This is a genomic window from Leptospira haakeii, from assembly GCF_002812045.1.
In the GTDB taxonomy this organism is placed as follows: Bacteria; Spirochaetota; Leptospiria; order Leptospirales; family Leptospiraceae; genus Leptospira_B; species Leptospira_B haakeii.
The window spans coordinates 206,882-224,184 of sequence record NZ_NPEG01000005.1 but is presented as its reverse complement, the minus strand read 5'-3'; the positions used below and the strand labels follow the sequence as shown (position 1 = coordinate 224,184).

At 40.8% G+C, this 17,303-nt stretch carries 17 protein-coding genes; 12 read left to right on the top strand and 5 right to left on the bottom strand.

The annotated features are described in order from the left end of the window. Positions 1-22: 22 nt before the first annotated feature. From CH377_RS11075 to hemG, 10 genes are all read left to right on the top strand, one after another. Complete coding sequence (locus tag CH377_RS11075) at positions 23-910, top strand: glutamyl-tRNA reductase (RefSeq protein ID WP_100723852.1); 888 nt, start codon at positions 23-25, stop codon at positions 908-910. After that, positions 895-2,457, top strand: a complete 1,563-nt coding sequence (locus CH377_RS11070; RefSeq protein ID WP_100723851.1) for a hydroxymethylbilane synthase — start codon at positions 895-897, stop codon at positions 2,455-2,457. The genes CH377_RS11075 and CH377_RS11070 overlap by 16 nt, the downstream gene beginning before the upstream one ends. Further along, a complete protein-coding gene (hemB, locus tag CH377_RS11065) occupies positions 2,454-3,419 on the top strand; it encodes a porphobilinogen synthase (RefSeq protein ID WP_100723850.1) in 966 nt (321 codons plus the stop codon). Before CH377_RS11070 ends, hemB begins: the two co-directional genes overlap by 4 nt. Next, positions 3,419-4,714, top strand: coding sequence for a glutamate-1-semialdehyde 2,1-aminomutase (gene hemL, locus CH377_RS11060; protein WP_100723849.1), 1,296 nt, complete (start codon positions 3,419-3,421; stop codon positions 4,712-4,714). The genes hemB and hemL overlap by 1 nt, the downstream gene beginning before the upstream one ends. After that, complete coding sequence (locus CH377_RS11055) at positions 4,711-5,640, top strand: sensor histidine kinase (RefSeq protein WP_100723848.1); 930 nt, start codon at positions 4,711-4,713, stop codon at positions 5,638-5,640. The genes hemL and CH377_RS11055 overlap by 4 nt, the downstream gene beginning before the upstream one ends. Continuing rightward, positions 5,637-6,329, top strand: a complete 693-nt coding sequence (locus tag CH377_RS11050; protein ID WP_100710695.1) for a response regulator transcription factor — start codon at positions 5,637-5,639, stop codon at positions 6,327-6,329. The genes CH377_RS11055 and CH377_RS11050 overlap by 4 nt, the downstream gene beginning before the upstream one ends. After that, positions 6,322-7,344 (top strand): uroporphyrinogen decarboxylase family protein, encoded by a 1,023-nt coding sequence (locus CH377_RS11045; protein ID WP_100723847.1) that lies wholly within the window; start codon positions 6,322-6,324, stop codon positions 7,342-7,344. The genes CH377_RS11050 and CH377_RS11045 overlap by 8 nt, the downstream gene beginning before the upstream one ends. Next, positions 7,341-8,690: an oxygen-independent coproporphyrinogen III oxidase gene (gene hemN / locus CH377_RS11040; protein WP_100723846.1), complete on the top strand. Its 1,350-nt coding sequence runs from the start codon at positions 7,341-7,343 to the stop codon at positions 8,688-8,690. The genes CH377_RS11045 and hemN overlap by 4 nt, the downstream gene beginning before the upstream one ends. A 125-nt stretch (positions 8,691-8,815) precedes the next feature. Continuing rightward, positions 8,816-9,781: an LA_0442/LA_0875 N-terminal domain-containing protein gene (locus CH377_RS11035; RefSeq protein WP_100723845.1), complete on the top strand. Its 966-nt coding sequence runs from the start codon at positions 8,816-8,818 to the stop codon at positions 9,779-9,781. Positions 9,782-9,862: 81 nt separating this feature from the next. After that, positions 9,863-11,167 carry a protoporphyrinogen oxidase gene (gene hemG / locus CH377_RS11030; protein ID WP_100723844.1) on the top strand — a complete coding sequence of 435 codons (1,305 nt, stop codon included), beginning with the start codon at positions 9,863-9,865 and terminating at the stop codon, positions 11,165-11,167. On the opposite strand, the gene CH377_RS11025 is transcribed toward hemG, so the two are convergent. The 5 genes from CH377_RS11025 to CH377_RS11005 all read right to left on the bottom strand — a co-directional run bounded on the left by CH377_RS11025 (position 11,168) and on the right by CH377_RS11005 (position 15,497). Then, entirely contained in the window at positions 11,168-11,584 is a 417-nt protein-coding gene (locus CH377_RS11025) for an SRPBCC family protein (protein ID WP_100723843.1), read from the bottom strand. 4 nt (positions 11,585-11,588) lie between these two features. Then, positions 11,589-12,821, bottom strand: a complete 1,233-nt coding sequence (locus tag CH377_RS11020) for an RNA polymerase sigma factor (protein WP_100723842.1) — start codon at positions 12,819-12,821, stop codon at positions 11,589-11,591. Between the two features lie 26 nt (positions 12,822-12,847). Beyond that, positions 12,848-13,204 (bottom strand): YciI family protein, encoded by a 357-nt coding sequence (locus CH377_RS11015; protein ID WP_100723841.1) that lies wholly within the window; start codon positions 13,202-13,204, stop codon positions 12,848-12,850. A gap of 95 nt (positions 13,205-13,299) precedes the next feature. After that, entirely contained in the window at positions 13,300-14,406 is a 1,107-nt protein-coding gene (hemH, locus tag CH377_RS11010; protein ID WP_100723840.1) for a ferrochelatase, read from the bottom strand. Further along, complete coding sequence (locus CH377_RS11005; protein ID WP_100723839.1) at positions 14,403-15,497, bottom strand: putative porin; 1,095 nt, start codon at positions 15,495-15,497, stop codon at positions 14,403-14,405. The genes hemH and CH377_RS11005 overlap by 4 nt, the downstream gene beginning before the upstream one ends. 186 nt (positions 15,498-15,683) lie before the next feature. On the opposite strand from CH377_RS11005, the gene CH377_RS11000 reads away from it, so the two are divergent. Together CH377_RS11000 and CH377_RS10995 are read left to right on the top strand one after the other, a co-directional pair. After that, complete coding sequence (locus CH377_RS11000) at positions 15,684-16,610, top strand: ParA family protein (RefSeq protein WP_100707410.1); 927 nt, start codon at positions 15,684-15,686, stop codon at positions 16,608-16,610. Next, complete coding sequence (locus CH377_RS10995; RefSeq protein ID WP_100723838.1) at positions 16,594-17,295, top strand: ParB/RepB/Spo0J family partition protein; 702 nt, start codon at positions 16,594-16,596, stop codon at positions 17,293-17,295. Before CH377_RS11000 ends, CH377_RS10995 begins: the two co-directional genes overlap by 17 nt. Positions 17,296-17,303: the final 8 nt, after the last annotated feature.

The following is a 17,303-nucleotide window of genomic DNA, read 5'->3' as shown; positions in this document are numbered from 1 at the left end:
AATCAGGTATGATCGAAGATAGATGTGGTCCACATTACAAGTTTTTCACTCTGAATCTTCCGACAGGGATTTATTGTCTCTGCCTGACGCATTTTCTTGGAAGACTTGTATGCGCACGGTTCTTGTTTCAGATTCCAGGATCCATCCTCATCCGGAAAATCTTCCTGCTCATTGGGAAAGTAAATCCGGTTACGAAGCGTATAGACTTCTTCTCGAAATTATCTCCGGTTTAAAATCTAAATTGTTCGGAGAGACAGAAGTTCTCTCTCAGTTCAGACAAAGATTCCAAGAATTACCTGATCGTGCTTTCGGAGAGTATCTGGCAAAACTCAGAGACAATCTGATTGAAGATTGTAGAACTCTTCGCTCCGGTTATTTGCAAAATTTAGGAGAACAATCTTATGGTGGTTTGGCGGATAAATATTTATCCGGAGCTTTCAATCCTCCTAAAGAGATTGTACTTTTTGGGACCGGACAACTTGCGGAAAAAATCCTACCTTGGCTTTCTCATTCAAATAGAAAAACTAAGATTGTAGGACGTAATCTCCATCGTTTGGAATTTTTATCTTCTGTTTCCGGTTCTTCTTCTCATTTAATGGAAGACTGGTCCCCGAATGGAGAAGCTTGGGTGATCGCAGCACCTATGGATTGTTCCGTTTGGATGGATAAATTGACTCCGGGAAATCTGGTCCTGGATTTTAGAGAAGAACCTCTGGAAGAATCTTGGCCCTCAGATATCGTATATATTTCCTTTGCAGAAATGCTTTCTTCCTTGAAAGAAACGGAAGAAAGAACTAGAAAAGTAAAGGAAGAATTAAAATCCGTTTTAGACGAGCTTTTAGAAGAAAGAGAACTGGAAGCTCATCAATTTGTATTCGGTTGGGATGACCTACCTTGTCCGACGTTTTAAGAATCGGTTCCCGAAAAAGTTCCCTCGCAAAATTACAGACCTGCCTCGTACAAGATCAATTGCATAAATTGTATCCTGAGTTGGAGCTCCAACTTTTTTTCAAAGAAGCAAGTGGCGACCAAGATTTAACCACTCCACTTTGGAAAATGGGCAGCAGGGGTGTTTTTACCCAAGACCTAACCAAGGAACTCGTCCAAGGAAATGTGGATGTAGTCGTTCACTCCTTCAAAGATTTGGATCTGGAAGGACATGAAGGCACTGAAATTTTAATGGTCCTCCCTCGCGCAGACCAAAGAGACGTTTTACTTTTCAAAAGGTCTTCTTATGAGAAGCCTCCTAAAGAAATTAAGATCCATTCCTCTAGTCCAAGAAGAGAATATAATCTTTCTGCATTTCTTCCGAGCGCACTCCCCTCTCGTCTTCAAAATTTACCGATCAGTTTTCATCCTGTAAGAGGAAATGTGCAGACAAGACTTCGTAAATGGAAATCCGACCCTGAGGTTTCCGGGATTGTAGTGGCCAAGGCTGCGCTGGATCGACTTCTTTCTGAAAACTTTTCTTTTTCATCTACGGAAGAATATTCAGAAGTTAGAAAAGAAATTAGATCCGCGATCTCGAATGAACTGTTTATGGTTCTGCCTTTATCGAAAAATCCGAATGCACCTGCGCAAGGAGCGCTTGCTGCAGAGTTCAGAAAAGGTGACGAGAAGACTAGAAAACTTTTACTTCCACTTTCGGATCATAAAGAAGAGGCAGCGGTTTTAGAAGAGAGAAAAATTCTCTCTTATTTCGGTGGAGGCTGCCACCAGAAGATCGGGGTTTCTGTGATCTTAGGAGGCCCAGCGGATTTTCTATTCGTTCGAGGAAAAACGGATTCTGGGTTAGAGTTAGATGCTTTTGATCGTTGGAACGGAGAGGAATTGCCTCTACCTTCTTCATTGGATCTTGTATTTCCTAAACCAAGGCAGGGCTTTAGGATGAAACGTTCCCCTGTGCAGGTTTCCGTTCCGAAAGAAAAGTTTTGGTTTGTGTCTCGTGCGGACTCATTGCCTAAGGATTGGGAATTGCCGGGACTTGAGACGATCTTTATCGTAGCAGGTGCAAAAACCTGGGAAAAATTAGCATCTCGTGATGTTTGGGTGAACGGCTCCACTGACGGTTTGGGTGAAGAAGACGCAAAGGAAATTGTTAGTTTTTATGAATCCAATCCTGACTTCATTAAACTTACTCATGAGGAAAGTGATATTATAGAAGGTGTATGGAGAAGGTTCGTAACTTACAAAGTGGACTTTGACTCGGAACAGCCTGATCTTTCCGAATATTCTCATTTTTTCTGGATGAGTGCTTCTCAATTTGATAGAGCGTATAAAAAGAATTCGGAAATCGGATCTCGCATTCATTCTTGCGGGACCGGAGCAACGTATAAATATATTAGAAAAACATTAGGTTCGAATGCGAAAATTTTTGCATTTCCGAACTTTGAATCCTGGGAAAGAGCCTGTAAGGGTGAGACTCCGGATTTTCTTACAAAAAGAGGTGCAGTATGAGTTCCGAGAGTTTGTTGGGTTTGAGAAGAAATCGTCTCAATGCCCCGCTCAGAAATTTGGTATCTTCGGAGAGTTTGAATCCTAAAAAACTGGTCCAGCCAATCTTCGTCACGGAAAGCCTGAAATCTCCTGAAAAAATGTCCTCTTTACCTGGAGTATTCCGTGATAGTCAGGATTCTATTTTATCTCAAATAGAATCTGATTTGAAGAATGGAGTGGAACATTTCCTTCTGTTTTTGGTTCCTGAAAAAAAATCGGATGATTCTATTCCGAAATCATTTTATAAAAATGTAATTGGTACTATCAAATCCAAATTTCCGGAAACTTTTCTTTGGGTGGATACTTGCCTTTGTTCTTTGACCACTCATGGTCATTGTGGGCTTTTAGATCCTAGGGGTAGAATAGACAATATAAGTTCCGTCAAAAGACTTTCTGAGTTGGCGCTCTGTTACGCCGAGTCGGGTGCGGACGGCATCTCCCCTTCCGATATGATGGACGGAAGAATTAGAAGTCACAGAAATATTCTAGACTCTAACGGTTTCCAACATGTTCCGATCATGAGTTATTCCACAAAATTCAAGAGCCATTTTTATGGCCCATTTAGGGAAGCTGCTGAGTCTGCTCCCGGTCATGGAGATCGTTCTTCTTACCAGATTGATGTGAGAAATAGAGAAGATTCTATTCTTTCATCAATAAGGGACACGGAAGAAGGCGCAGATCTTCTGATGGTCAAGCCAGGCATAACTTCTATCGATCTGATCTTACCAATCAAAGAACAAACAGGATTGCCTGTTGGCGCTTACCAAGTGAGCGGAGAATATGCATCTATTGCAATGCTTGCAGAAAATGGATTTTGTAAATTCGAAGATGCACTTAAGGAAACCTGGCAAGTGTTTTCCAGAGCGGGTGCATCTTATTTGATCACTTATGCTGCAAGAAGAGGAAAGGAGATTTTAGGCTGATGTTTCCAAGTTCTAAGGAACTTTTTGAAAGAGCAAAAAAAGTAGCACCGGGTGGAGTACATTCTCCGGTCAGATCCTTTCGTTCCGTGGGAGGAGACCCTGTATTCTTCCAATCCGGAAGAGGTGCTAAACTTACGGATGTTTCCGGAAAAGAATATATAGATTATTGTTTAAGTTTTGGTCCCTTGATCTTGGGCCATAGAGACGAAGATGTCCAAAAAATAGTTTCTGAAACCGCAGAACTTGCCTGGAGTTTCGGAGCTGCTGAACCTTATTCATTAGAACTTGCAGAATGGATCGTGTCTAAGATCCCTTGGGTGGAAAAGATCAGATTCGTGAATAGCGGAACTGAAGCAGTAATGAGCGCGCTACGTGTGGCCCGCGCTGCAACGGGTAGAGACAAAATCCTAAAATTCGACGGATGTTATCATGGTCATTTAGATGCATTGCTTGTAAAAGCAGGCTCTGGTCTTGCGGGAGAATCTTCTTCAGATAGCGCAGGAATTGGTTCGGAGCTGATCAAAAATACTTTGGTCCTTCCTTTGGATGATGAAAAATCAGTTGAGGAACTTTTTGCAAAAGAAGGCAAAAATATCGCTGCATTAGTGATAGAGCCTCTTCCTGCAAATTACGGTTTATTAATACAAAGAAAAGAATACTTATCCAAGATCGTAGAGATTGCGAGAAAACACGGAAGTCTTATACTTTTCGACGAGGTGATTAGCGGCTTTCGAGTCGGATTAACAGGCATGAGTGGAGAATTGGGAATTGCGCCTGATTTAGTGACTTATGGTAAGATTATTGGCGGAGGATTCCCGGTAGGTGCTTACGCAGGAAGGGCTGAACTTTTAGATCTGGTTGCTCCTCAAGGACCTGTATACCAAGCAGGAACATTAAGCGCTAGTCCTTTCGGAATGAGGGCCGGTCTGTCTACATTAGTAAAATGTGAAAAAGATAATGTGTGGAACGTTTTAGAGAACCGCACTAAAACTTTTGTTTCCGGAATGGTTTCCATTTTGAGGGAAAGGGATCCAGAGGGAGATTGGGACTCCAGTGTTCATTCTTCTTTGTTTTGGTTCCATAAAAAGTCTCCCTCCCCTATCCGGACTGTGGATAAAATTCCTGCAGGCCATAAAGAAGGTTTTGCGAAAGTTTTTCATGCACTCCTTGCAGAAGGAATTTATTTGGCGCCCTCCGGTTACGAAGTCGGTTTTTTGAGTTATGCCCATTCCGAAAAAATACTTTCTGAAACTCTGGAGAAAGCGGATACCGCATTAAAAAAATTGAAAGTATGAAGGTCTTCGATTCCAAAAAGATTGTTTTACCGGTTATCTGGGTTGTGACCACGGTCTCGCTCGGTGTGTGGTGGCTTTTTTTAGGGTTAAGACAAAATAGAATGGCGACTGAACTTGCCGCTCGTTTGGGATCTCAGATCGATTTTGATTTTTTGGAAAAATTAGAAAGACAAAGTGCCATGATCAAGATGGAAGGTACCTTCTTTCTGTTCTTGTTGGTAAGCGGTGGAGCAACCTTGGTTTGGCTGACTTTCCGGGAAGAAAAAAGAAATAAACTCATACATGACTTTTTTTCCACTGTAACACATGAGATGAAAACTCCTTTAGCAAGTCTCAGGCTACAAGCGGAGAGCTTGTTGGAAGAAGGTGTGGATGCAGGTAAAGACAAACTTCTTCATAGATTATTAAAAGACTCGGATCGTATAGAATCTCAGATGAATAAGGCATTGTACCTGGCAAGTCTCATGAGATCGGAAGGATTATATTTAGAAGAGTTGGATCTTCGCCACTGGGAAGAAAGTCTAAGAGAAGAGTGGTCCGAGTTGGACATTCAGACGGAATGGAAAGAAACCAAAGTGTTAGCAGATAGAAGAGCACTCGAAAGTATTTTTAGAAATCTTTTGGAAAACTCTGTGCAACATGGAGGAGCCACTAAGGTAAAAATCCTTTCAGAACTAATTTCCGGAGATAGGATCAAATTCAGATTTGAAGACAACGGAAAAGGTTTCTCCGGTGATTTTAAATTATTAGGAAGATTATTCTTAAGGCATACAAGCACTAGCGGCACTGGAGTAGGATTATATATCGCTGAAAAATTGGCCGGAAGAATGGGGGGAAACTTCTCCGTTCGAAATTCTGAGTCAGGAGGATTTTTGGCAGAACTTGTTCTCCCCTCTTATCCTTCTCAAAGGAGAAACGGTTTATGAAAGCGAAATTATTATTAGTAGAAGATGATCGTTCTTTGGGTGAAACTTTAAAGGAACGTTTGGAGAAAGAAGGATATGAAATGGTCTGGACCGTTTCCGCTCAGTCTGCAAAAGTTTTAGCAGCAGAATCCAAACCAGATCTGATACTTTTAGATGTTCGTCTACCTGATGGAGACGGATTCGAATTGGCGGAAGAATTAAAATCCAGAAAAGACTGCCCCCCATTCCTATTCTTAACTGCACATTCAGGAGCGCCGGAACGTTTGAGAGGATTCGAACTAGGCGCAGAAGAGTTCATACCTAAACCATTCCATTTAAAGGAATTATTAATTAGGGTCAAACATGTATTAGAATCTCATAAACATTCCATAAAACAGGCTAAATATTCTTACGAAGGTTATCTTTTGGATTTTTACGGATACTGTATTCTTACTCCATCCAAAGAAGAGATCCATCTTTCCAAAAGAGACTGTGCTCTCTTGAACTTTTTGGTAGAGGAAAGAGGAAGAACTGTCAGCCGAGATGAGATCCTAGATCGCCTCTGGGGAGAGGAAAAATTCCCTACAAATAGAACTATAGATAATTCCATTGTTAGATTACGCCAAGCCTTCGGAGATAGAGGTGAGGATGCGATTCGTTCCGTGAGAGGGGTCGGTTACCAATGGATCGGAGACTTAAAAAATGTCTAATACTAGATTTCAAGCTGCACTTAAACTTCAGCCACAGGCCACTCCTCCTATTTGGATGATGCGTCAGGCCGGTCGTTATCATTGGCATTACCAAAATTTAAGAAAAAAACATTCTTTCGAAGAGTTATGTAAAGTCCCAGAACTTGCTGCGGAAGTCGCTTTTGGTCCTGTGGATGATTTCGATTTTGACACTGCAATTTTATTCTCTGATATTCTTTTTCCTTTAGAAGCTTTCGGAATGGGTTTACGTTTCGGAGATGAGGGGCCTAAACTTGGCTGGCATCTTTCCACATTAGAAGATTTGAATAAGTTTTACCCTTTGGAGCAGGCGGTGGAATTTATGGGATTTCAAAAGGATGCAGTAATCCAGACAAGAAAAAAAATCCCTAAAGATAAATCCTTGATCGGATTTGTCGGGGGGCCTTGGACCTTATTCTGTTATGCTACCCAAGGAAAACATGATGGGAATCTAATACTTCCTAAAATTTCAGTGAAGCTTAGAGAAGGCTTTTACGAGAAGATCCTTGCTTTATTAAAGGAAAACATACGCCTACAACTAGAAGGTGGTGCAGAAATCGTAATGATCTTTGATACCGCAGCCGGAGATGCTTCTCCTGTGTTCTTCCAAGAGGCGATATTGCCTACCATAAACGTTTTGGTAGAGGCGTTCCCTGGTAAGATCGGTTATTATGCCAAAAATCTTGCCCCAGGTTCTTTACAATCTTTGAGAGAAGTTTCCGGTCTAACTGGATTCGGTATGGATCATAGAACAGACATCGTTGGCTTCTTAGGAAATGGCTCCCACTTTGTGCAGGGCAATTTTGATCAGGCATTATTATTCATGGAGTCTGGAGAATTTAAGAAATACTTAAATAGTTGGATCCGACCATTTTTGGATCTGGCCCCGGAGAAAAGAGCAGGATGGGTATGCGGTTTAGGACATGGAGTCCTGCCAAAAACCCCGGAAGCGAATATTAGAACTTTCGTAAGTACGATACGTGAGGCATTCGTATGAGTTCCAAATCTGATCTAATTAGAAAATATGATGTTCCTGCGCCTAGATATACTAGTTACCCTACTGTGCCTTATTGGGAAGACAATCCTACACGAGAAGAATGGATAGATGCACTTCGTAGAAGGTTGGTTCCTGACGATTCTTCCGTAGCGTTATATATTCATATTCCATTTTGTGAGACTCTCTGTTCTTTTTGCGGATGTAATACTTCTATCACTAAAAACCATTCTGTAGAAGATCCTTATGTGGAAACAGTTCTACAGGAATTCAGGAAATACCAGGAAGAACTTCCTGAGTTGACTAAGCGTGAGTTAAGAGAGCTACATTTAGGCGGAGGATCTCCTACTTATCTTTCAGAATCTAATTTGGAAAGTTTATTAAAACCAATTTTAGATTCTTGGAATGTGGCCGATTCTCCTGAATTCTCCTTAGAAGTAGATCCAAGAAGGACAAGACTTTCGCAATTAGAAGTTTTAGCTAAATACGGATTTAGAAGGATCAGTTTAGGTGTCCAAGACTTCGATCCGGAAGTACAAAGATTAGTAAATCGTATTCAGCCTTATGAATTGACTGCCGCGATTACTCATGGTTCTCGCAAATTAGGATATAATTCGGTAAACTTCGATCTGATCTATGGACTTCCTAAACAAACCAAAGAAAGTATGAAGGAAACGATCCGGAAAACTTTGGAACTTAGACCTGATCGGATCGCTTTCTACAGTTATGCTCATGTCCCTTGGATAAAGGCGGCACAAAGATTATTCACAGAAGATGATCTTCCTAAGGGAGAAGAGAAAAGAGAACTCTACGAAATCGGAAGAGAACTTTTCTTAAGTGCAGGATATAAAGAAATTGGAATGGACCATTTTGCTTTGGAGTCCGATTCGTTGCACGCCGCTTATCAAAACGGTAATCTTCATCGAAATTTTATGGGTTATACCACCAAGTCCACTGACCTACTTTTGGGATTAGGCGTGTCTGCAATTTCGGATAGTTGGGATTGTTTCTATCAGAACGAAAAGATCCTGAAAAAATACCAAAGAAAAATTTCGGAAAACGGACAGGCAATACTCAGGGGACATAAATTGAATTCTGAAGATCTGATCCAAAGAGAACTCATTCTAAAACTTTCTACTTTAGGGAAAGTAGAGGTTCCGGATCCGATTTTTGAAGAGGTTCGCCTCTATTTGGCCAGTATGGAAGACGATAATTTAATAGAGTGGAAAGGAAAAACCCTTGTTTTAACAGACCTGGGAAAACCTTTCTTAAGGAATGCATGCACAGGTCTGGACATGCGTTTGAGAAGAAAAAGTCCTGAAACCAAGGTATTTTCTCAGTCTATTTGACCCTCCTGCTGAAATATTCGGGTCTTATAGCTGTTTCTTCCCTTAGAAAGGATTCATTTGGAAATTAATTTCTTTTCGTCCAATACTTTGGGGACTTTAGTGGCGTAACACTTTTTCTGTTTGAAATGTTATCTTTGCATTTAAAAAAAATCATTCCGATCCTATTGATCGTTTTTGCTCCTGTTGGCATTTTTCCTGTTACTGTTCTATTGAGAGAAGGTGGAAAGGTAAAAGGAGATATTATCACCCAAAACCAACATTCCGTTCTTCTCCAAACAGAATCAGGAAAACGTAAAGTAGATAAGGATCTTATCCTTAAGATACTTTTCCAAGACATAAACGACGACGAAGAAGAGAAGATCCGTAAAGAAGAAGAGGACAAACTCGCTTCTGACAAAAAAGAGCAAGAAGACAAAGAAGCTGCTCAGAGACAATTAGAAGAAGACAAACAGAAAGAAGAGGATCTGAAAAAACAGGCAGCTGCGGATGAAGAAGCTCGCCGCTTGGAAGAACTTCGTAAACAAGAGGCAAGACGTCCTTTAAATGCTCTCTGGAGATCTGCGGCAGTACCTGGTTGGGGCCAATATTATACTGATAGAAAGTTCCAGTCACTTCTCTACCCTACCCTATTTGCTATGACTGCATTTGTCGCTTATGACAAATTCAGAGTGTATAGAACTTCCGTAAGAGAATACGGAGATCTTGGAAATCCATATACAAGAGAAAGCCTTACGCTTGCTGCAATTGGCCAAGCCCAAGCGGCAGTTACTCCATCTTTGTCCCCGGTTGATGCATATCTTGCGAATCAAAGTAGTCAAGTTCAGTTAAAAAGAGAAGAAGCAGACAAAAACTTCAGAGAATACCAAGGCGCCTTATATGTGTTAGGTGGGATTTATATCTTGAACCTACTTGATTCGTATTTTTTTGCAAATTCTGTCAAATCTGTGGTCCAGTTTTCAGACGGCCAAAGCAAGGGGATGGTAATCTCAGCTATGCCTTCCAGCGTAGGAGCAGGAAGTGGATTTTCCAGTAACGGAACCTTCTCCGGATTGGAAACTAAATATACGATGGGTTACAGATTCGATTTCTGAACTTGATAAAAACTTTTCCTCGTTTTGAAAGAAAATCTAGGATTTTATTGCCAATAGTTTCTATCCCATTACTTTGTATCCGTGGCGAAATGGGTTCCGGATCATATAGTAATTGGTGCAGGGTTTACTGGCCTTCTGCATGCATTCCTTTCCTTAGAAAAAGGTGAGTCCGTATTAGTACTTGAAAAAAAAGAAAGTGCTGGCGGTCTTATCCGTTCCGTTCGCACTGAATACGGGATCGTAGAAAGGGCGGCAAATGGGATCTTAAATTGTTGGGAGTTGGAAAGTCTTTCTTCCCGTTTAGGATTGGATATTCTACTCTCCAATCCTGCATCTAAAAAACGTTATATATTCTCGGATGGAAAGATGAGAAGAATGCCGCTTTCCGTTTTCGAAATGATCTCTCTTGCATTCTCGGTATTGACTGTTCCTTCGCAACCTATCCCAGGTGAATCGATCTACCAATGGGGAAAAAGAGTATTGGGAGAAAAAACACTTAGTAAAGTCGTAGAACCTGCATTAGGCGGGATATACGCCGGTGATCTGGATGCAATGTCTGCCGAACTTGTTCTCGGAAAATTTTTACCGGAGCAAGCTCCTCTCTGGAAAAACATTCTACATCTTCGAAATTCTAGAAAAGATAAACCAAAACTTCTTCCGGGAAGAAGAGGAACTGTAAGTTTTAAAGGTGGCATTGGGACTTTACTTGGAGCTTTAGAAGCAAGAGTATCTACTCAAGGAAAGATCAAGTATAATCAGGATATTTCCGGCTTAAGAGAATTGAGAGCGACTTATCCTAAGTCCAAAATCACGATTGCAACCAATCTCGGTACTGCATTAAAACTTCTGAAATCAGAATATAAAGAATTCAAATCCTACCAAGGAATGTTGGACACTTTGCCTATAGTAAGTGTGACCCGTTTCGGAAAAGATTCTATCTTGAATGGTAAAAAAGGGTTCGGAGTATTATTCCCCAAAGATCATAAAAGTTTTTCTTCCGAATTAGGGATTAGATCCAGAGGGATCTTGTTTAACGACTTTATATTTGCTGGTAGGACCTCCGATGGGGTCCATTCTGAAACTTTTATTATGGGTGGCGCGGGAGACAGGGAAATTTCTTCCAAAACCGAAGAAGAGATCATTTCAGTTGTAGAAGAAGATCGTAAAAAACTATTTTCCGAAAGTGGAATACCTTTAAATCATTATGTGACTGTTTGGAAAGATGCACTTCCTGTATACGGACCTCAGCTTCATGCGTTCAATCGTGATTTGGATAGAGTCCTTCCTCCTGAGATCCGAGTAGAAGGGAATTTCAGGAACGGGATCGGTTTAAAGTCCATTCTGGAACGGGCCTTCTACTTGTATAACTCGGGTCTTTCGGCTTAATCAGCGGGCAAATTTATTTATTAGGATTTCTTTAAGTTCGTCTAGATCTTTTTTGACCCAATTAGAATCTTCTTCGAATTTTTCAGGTGTCATTCCTTCTGTTTGGAATAATGTAAAAATCAGTTCACTTCCCTCTCCGTTTTCTATGATCCTGAGCGGGTTATAAGAAATATTTTCAGGGCTAAATATCACATAGTGGTCCAAGATCCCGTATGGATTTTTATCAGTAAATTTTGCGGTTAGTTTTCCCATAGGAGAATCGATGGACCATTCTCCATTTCCCATAGGAGAAATAGATTTACATAAACCGGAGGCCCATTCTGGAAAATTTTTAGGCTCCGAGAGATATTCATAAGATGTCTTTTGGGAAACTGGGATAGTGACACTAATATGTTTTGTGTTCTTTGTCTTAATCATATGTTTACTTTGAGAGTTGATCTATCTTCTTTTGGATACTGATCTTGGCCTGGGAAGTTTTCGCGATTGAAAGCGCTTTACGAAAGTTTTCTTCAGACTTAGATCTATCTATATCTAAATAAAGTTCTCCCAAAAGAGCAAAATAAAAATGATTTTCCCTCAGGTCTAATTTTTCAGCCTCGATAATTGCTTCTTTTTTCCCATTTGCCTTTGAAAGAGCGTATGTTCTATTCAAAGCGGCAATCGGAGAATATTGTAACTGAAGTAGACGATTGTATAACTGTAAAATATTTTCCCATTTTTCTTTTGTGTCTTCCTTTTGCGTATGCCAATATGCAATTCCAGCTTCCAAATGATATTTTGTAAGTTTGGTTCCACTGGCTCCTTTGTTCAGAAAAATTTCTCCCTTTTTGATCAGCTCATAATTCCAAAGATTTGTGTCTTGGTCTTGGTATAGGATCTGTTCTCCATTTTCGTTTTGTCTTGCTTCGAATCTAGAAGTATGAAAACACATTAATGAAAGAAGTGCATATACTTGTGGTTTATTAGTGATTTGGTTCTCCACAAGCATACTGCAGAGACGGATCGCTTCCAAACAAAGATCTTTGCGTAAAGTTTTGTTTTGGCTGATGGAATAATACCCTTCGTTAAATAATAAATAGATCGTAGAAAGTACCGGATCCAATCGTTCTTCAATCTCTTCCGGTTTTGGGAGTTGGATTGAGATCTTTTCTTCTCTTAATTTTTCTTTAGCTCTAAACAACCGTTTGTTGATCGTTTCTTTATTTGTTAAGAAGGCATCGGCTATTTCTTCTATCCCGAATCCGCACAAGATTCTCAGAGAAAGTCCAACCTGAGCTTCTGGAGAGATAGAAGGATGGCATACCGTGAACATCATACTGAGTTGGCTATCGTATATATTCTCCGGAGAAAGATCTATTTCAGATTCCAGAGTTTCCGGTTGTGATTTGGTAAGTTCCGGTAGGATTTTATTTTGAAAGACCGAGTTTCTTTGTAGATAATTTTTCGCTTTATTCTTTGCCACTGCATACAGCCAAGCGGTCGGGTTTTCAGGATTTCCTTTGATTCCCCAAGTCTCAGTGGCTGTTAGGAAAGTCTCGCTTGCTATCTCTTCTGCGATTTCTATCCTTTCGAAACCTATATGTTTGCAAAGAACGGAGACTATTTTAGTGTATTCATTCCTGAATAAATGGGGCAATATCTCCGGGCTTTGCATAAATTTATGAGCCGATTATGTGTCGGTTAACGTGTGTTGTCCACGCCCACTACTTTCCTGACTTCCACGCTATTTCCTGGTCCATTTAGAATAGGACATTCTTTTGCGATATTAGTAGCTTCTTCAAAATTATTGGCCCTGATCGTAATAAAGCCTGCTATGGACTCTTTTGTTTCGGCGAATGGTCCATCAGTGATGATCTGTCCTGATTTGATAACTTTGCCTTCTGTGGATAGTCCCGTTCCACCTACGAATTTATTTTGGGCAGCAATTCCTCCTACCCAGTCCTGGTACATTTTCATGTATACTTGCATTTGTTCCGGAGAAGGTTGCGCATCTTTTGTGATCAAATCCAATCGCATTAAGATTAAGTATTCGTCCATATTTCTGTCCTATAGAAGATGATTTTATCTCTAGATCAATTGAGTTTTGGAAAATTGGACAGTGTTTAAGAAAAATTTAGGCTTGATCGTCTGACCTATTGATAACAATCGCAAGCCACTTTTTCTTTCTTAGGATTCCACCCGCCCGACGCCTTGCAGATACAATTTAACTGCATACCTTGCTGCGCAGAATACTTGGCTTCGAAAACGAATTTTGCTAACGCCTCTAAAAATGCCGGGTATGTGCCTGGAGCTGGGATCCTATAATATTCGGAGATCCCATTTTGAAGAGCGTGGTCTCTGATCTGAACTCCAATTTCTTCCAATGTTTCGAGATGATCGCTAATGAAGCTGATTGGATAAACTGCGATCCTTTTAGTTCCATTCTGCCCCAACTCTTGTATCTTGTCTAAGGTGTTTGGAGTGGTCCATTTGCTAGGACCTACCCTACTCTGGTAAGATAAATGTATTTTTCCTTTATAACCTTTTTCTCTTAAGAGTGAGGTGAGTGCTGTTACATTCTCTTCGATTTCTTTCGTATAGACGTCGCCCTTTTTAATTAAACGAAGAGGGATCCCGTGAGCACTGAAAACTATATCCAGGTTTTGCCAATCTGGGACTGCTTCTTGATTGATATGAAGAAAATCTTTTTCGGAAAGTTTTCCTTGGAAAAAATCCAAGACCAAGTCTCGGATGGATTCTAAATATTCTTTTCTGTCTGAAAATGGTCTTACCCAGTGTGGATTCGAGGCAGGGCAGTAACCTAATTGTTTTTCCATGAGCATTGCTGTGGAAAGAACTGTGGATCTGGAAAAATGAGGAAATAATGGAAGAAGCACCACTCCTTCTTTAGGGTCTGTCCATTCGGAAGGAAGTTCTCTGATGTCCGGATATCCGCAGCACATTGTTGTTTTGACTTCCCATTTTTCTCCGGACTCTTCTAAAAGTTTTTTTAAACCTTCTGCTTGTTTTTCGGTTTCGGAAACAAGAGGGGAGCCTCCTCCGAATCCCATGGAAGCATACGTCTCTTCTACTTTTTTAGCTCTTGTCTCTGCGATTTTTCTAGCAAGCCTGATCCTTAGGAATTCAGGAATTGGCAGATCGAATACTAAAGGGTCTTCGAATAGATCTTTCAGAAATTTCGGGATTTCTTCGGCGTTTCTGGGTCCGCCCAAGTTGATGAGTAAAAGTCTGTTTTTCATAAAAAATGGCTCACTTGGAATTCGACGGAATATTGTTTTGTGCTCAGATAGTTCCTATATCTTCCTGAATAGTTAGAAATAATATCCTCTCTGCTCAAGCCTCCTTGGGTTTGGAAACTTCCTTCTCCGTACAATCTATGCTCCGTTAATTTTAGGAAAAATAACCAAGAGGGTAGGATATATCCTGCTCCTAAATTTGTCTCTATTCCGAAACCGGAAGAATCTCCTATGAAGTTTAAATTTCTTTGGTAATGATAATCCCTGAAATGTGAATACCAAACATTTCCAAGGAGACTTGCTTCTAACATCCAAGTACCGTTTGAATATCTATAACCGAATCCGAGCGGGACTTCCCAGGTAGAAATGGAATAACTGAGACCTATTCCGATAGGGCGGTAGGTTACCGGCGCAGTCGCAATCCATTGAGTCACATCGTAGAGATAATATTTATAAAATGTATAATAAGCTCCGCCTGTAAGATAAAAGCCCGAGCCTGGTTTTCTGGGATCAGGATTTGCCCCGCCGAAATATTTTCTGCCAAGGAGTCCGATCCGATCGTCTTTCATTTTCAGTTTCCCTCTTCCGTCCGCAAAGTTTTGGGTTCCTGTGAATGTATAAGGTGTATCGGAAAAACTTGCGTTCGCGAAATCGATCTTTGTCCCCTTCTCCCTGCTTATGCTGCCAAGAAAAAAGTCCTCGTCCCTGCCTTCTCCTGTTCTTTGGTTCTTAAATGTCGTCCTGTATTCCAGGTTGATCTCCCAGGTTTCCCACCAATGTTTTAAACCGATCCCGCCGTATTGGAATTCTCTGTTATAGGTGATCCTTGATCCCGCTTTTAGTCCTGATAAGTTCGGGAACTTTGTGCCTGATTCGAAAATATGTTGGCCTCCATTTTCTCCTATAAGTCCTGTGATAGAACTTCTGGTCAGTAGTTCGGATAGAAGTGCCTGTATTTTGCTCTGAGGCGCCGCTGTTCCGGGCAGACTTGTTTCCGATCTTATTTCCTTGGGAGATTCAGGCTCTTGTGCGAGTATATTGGCCGTGGCAAATAGGCAGAATAGTAAGATTATAATTCGAATCTGAATTTTCATTTCATCCTAGAATAGGGGTGAAATGATTTCATCCCCTGTGAATTCCTTTTCCGAGAAGAGACCTTAGCATTCTCCCCTCCCCTATCGTTTCAATTCGGTTTTTTCGCTCTTAAGCTAATATGAGACATAGGTTTTCTTGACAAATTCGGTCTGGGCGAGGATCTATTATCAGGGTCAAGGTTTGAAGTGAAAGCCAAGGTTTTAAGTGTAGAAGAAGTCCTCTCCGAATACGTTTTAAGTTCGGAAGATGAGTTTCTGGAGAAGGCGGAAAAATGGTCCCTGCCCAAAGACAATAAGGGCAAATATAAAACTGAAGTTTTGGACAAGTACTTCTCCAAAAAAACGAAACACTCCTATGAGTCTGTGATCATTGCGGTTTCCAATCAAAAAGGTGGAGAAGGTAAAACCACGGTTTCGATCTGCCTCGCGGAAGCATTGGCAAAGGCAGGCAAAAAAGTTTTACTTCTGGATTGGGATGCTCAGGCAAATATCACCCAGTTATATGTCGGCCAGGCGGATAAATCTGTCTTTCATTCTTTAGGTTATAAAGAAGAATCTAAAGTAGATATTTCTGAAATTATTGTGAACCTTGCTCCCGGTTTGGATCTGGTTCCTTCTTCCATTCACTTGGCGAATTTTACTACTCCATATGAGAGGGACGATTTCGATCTTTTAAAAGAAGCACTATTGCCGATCCGTTCTTCTTACGAGTATATTATTATAGATTGTCCTCCTTCTCTTGGTTTGATCTTGGAGAATGCTTTGATAGCGGCCGATCTTGTTTTGGTTCCGATACAGACTCGTGCTTTTAGTGTCCAGGGGCTGAAAGATCTTCATGGTACGATCGAGAAAATCCGAAAAAAAGCAAATCCTGGTCTTGGACTTTTGGGCGCGGTGTTGAATCAGTATGAGGATTCGAGGGCACTTTCCGGGCTTGCTGAGACTGTCCGAAAATATTTTCCGGTGTTTGATTCGGTTGTATATAGAAGAGAGGCAATACCTCAGTCCCAGGCAAAACGTAAACTTTTATCCGAATATGATCCTAAAGCGATGCAGATGTTTTCTACCTTGGCGGAAGAAGTAATGAGGAGAGCAAATGGCAAAAAGATCTGATTTTGCAGGGCTGGATTTATTAACAGCTTTTGGTGGGGATGAATCACTCAAAAAGGAAATCCTTCTTTCTGATATTATAACTAATCCGGATCAACCTAGGGTTTTCGGGAAAGAAGATGTGAGTGATCTTGTGGAGTCTATGAAACGTTTAGGTTTGATAGAGCCAATAGTTGTTCGCAAATTAGGTAAGAAGTTTCAGATCGTAGCTGGAGAAAGAAGATTTCAGGCTGCAAAACTGATCGGATGGAAATCAATCCCGGTCGTTGAGACAGAAGCTTCCGAAGACAGATGTTATGAGATCGCCTTGGCTGAGAACGAAAAGCGAAAAAGTTTAAATCCTTGGGAAGTCGGAAGAGCGATCCAGTTCCTGCGCAAAGAAAGGAAAAAAACCGCAGAAGAAGTCGGGAAAATTTTAGGTTATACAGAAAGGTATGTGAAACAGTTAAGCTCCATTGCAAGATTGGACCAGAAATCTGTTTCAGAATTGCTTAAAAGTGGAAGTGATCTTTCGGTTAAAAACTTGGAAACCCTCCTCAAAAAGAAGGAAGGCCGGGGGGGTGAAACGATTTCACCCCGCAAACCTGGGGAAAGGGTCACACTGGATCTTAAACCTTTGACAGTTAAAAATAGAGAATCTTTCTTGAGAGAACTTTCTAGCCTTAAGAAAAAATACGGATTGAGCTAAGGCGTTTT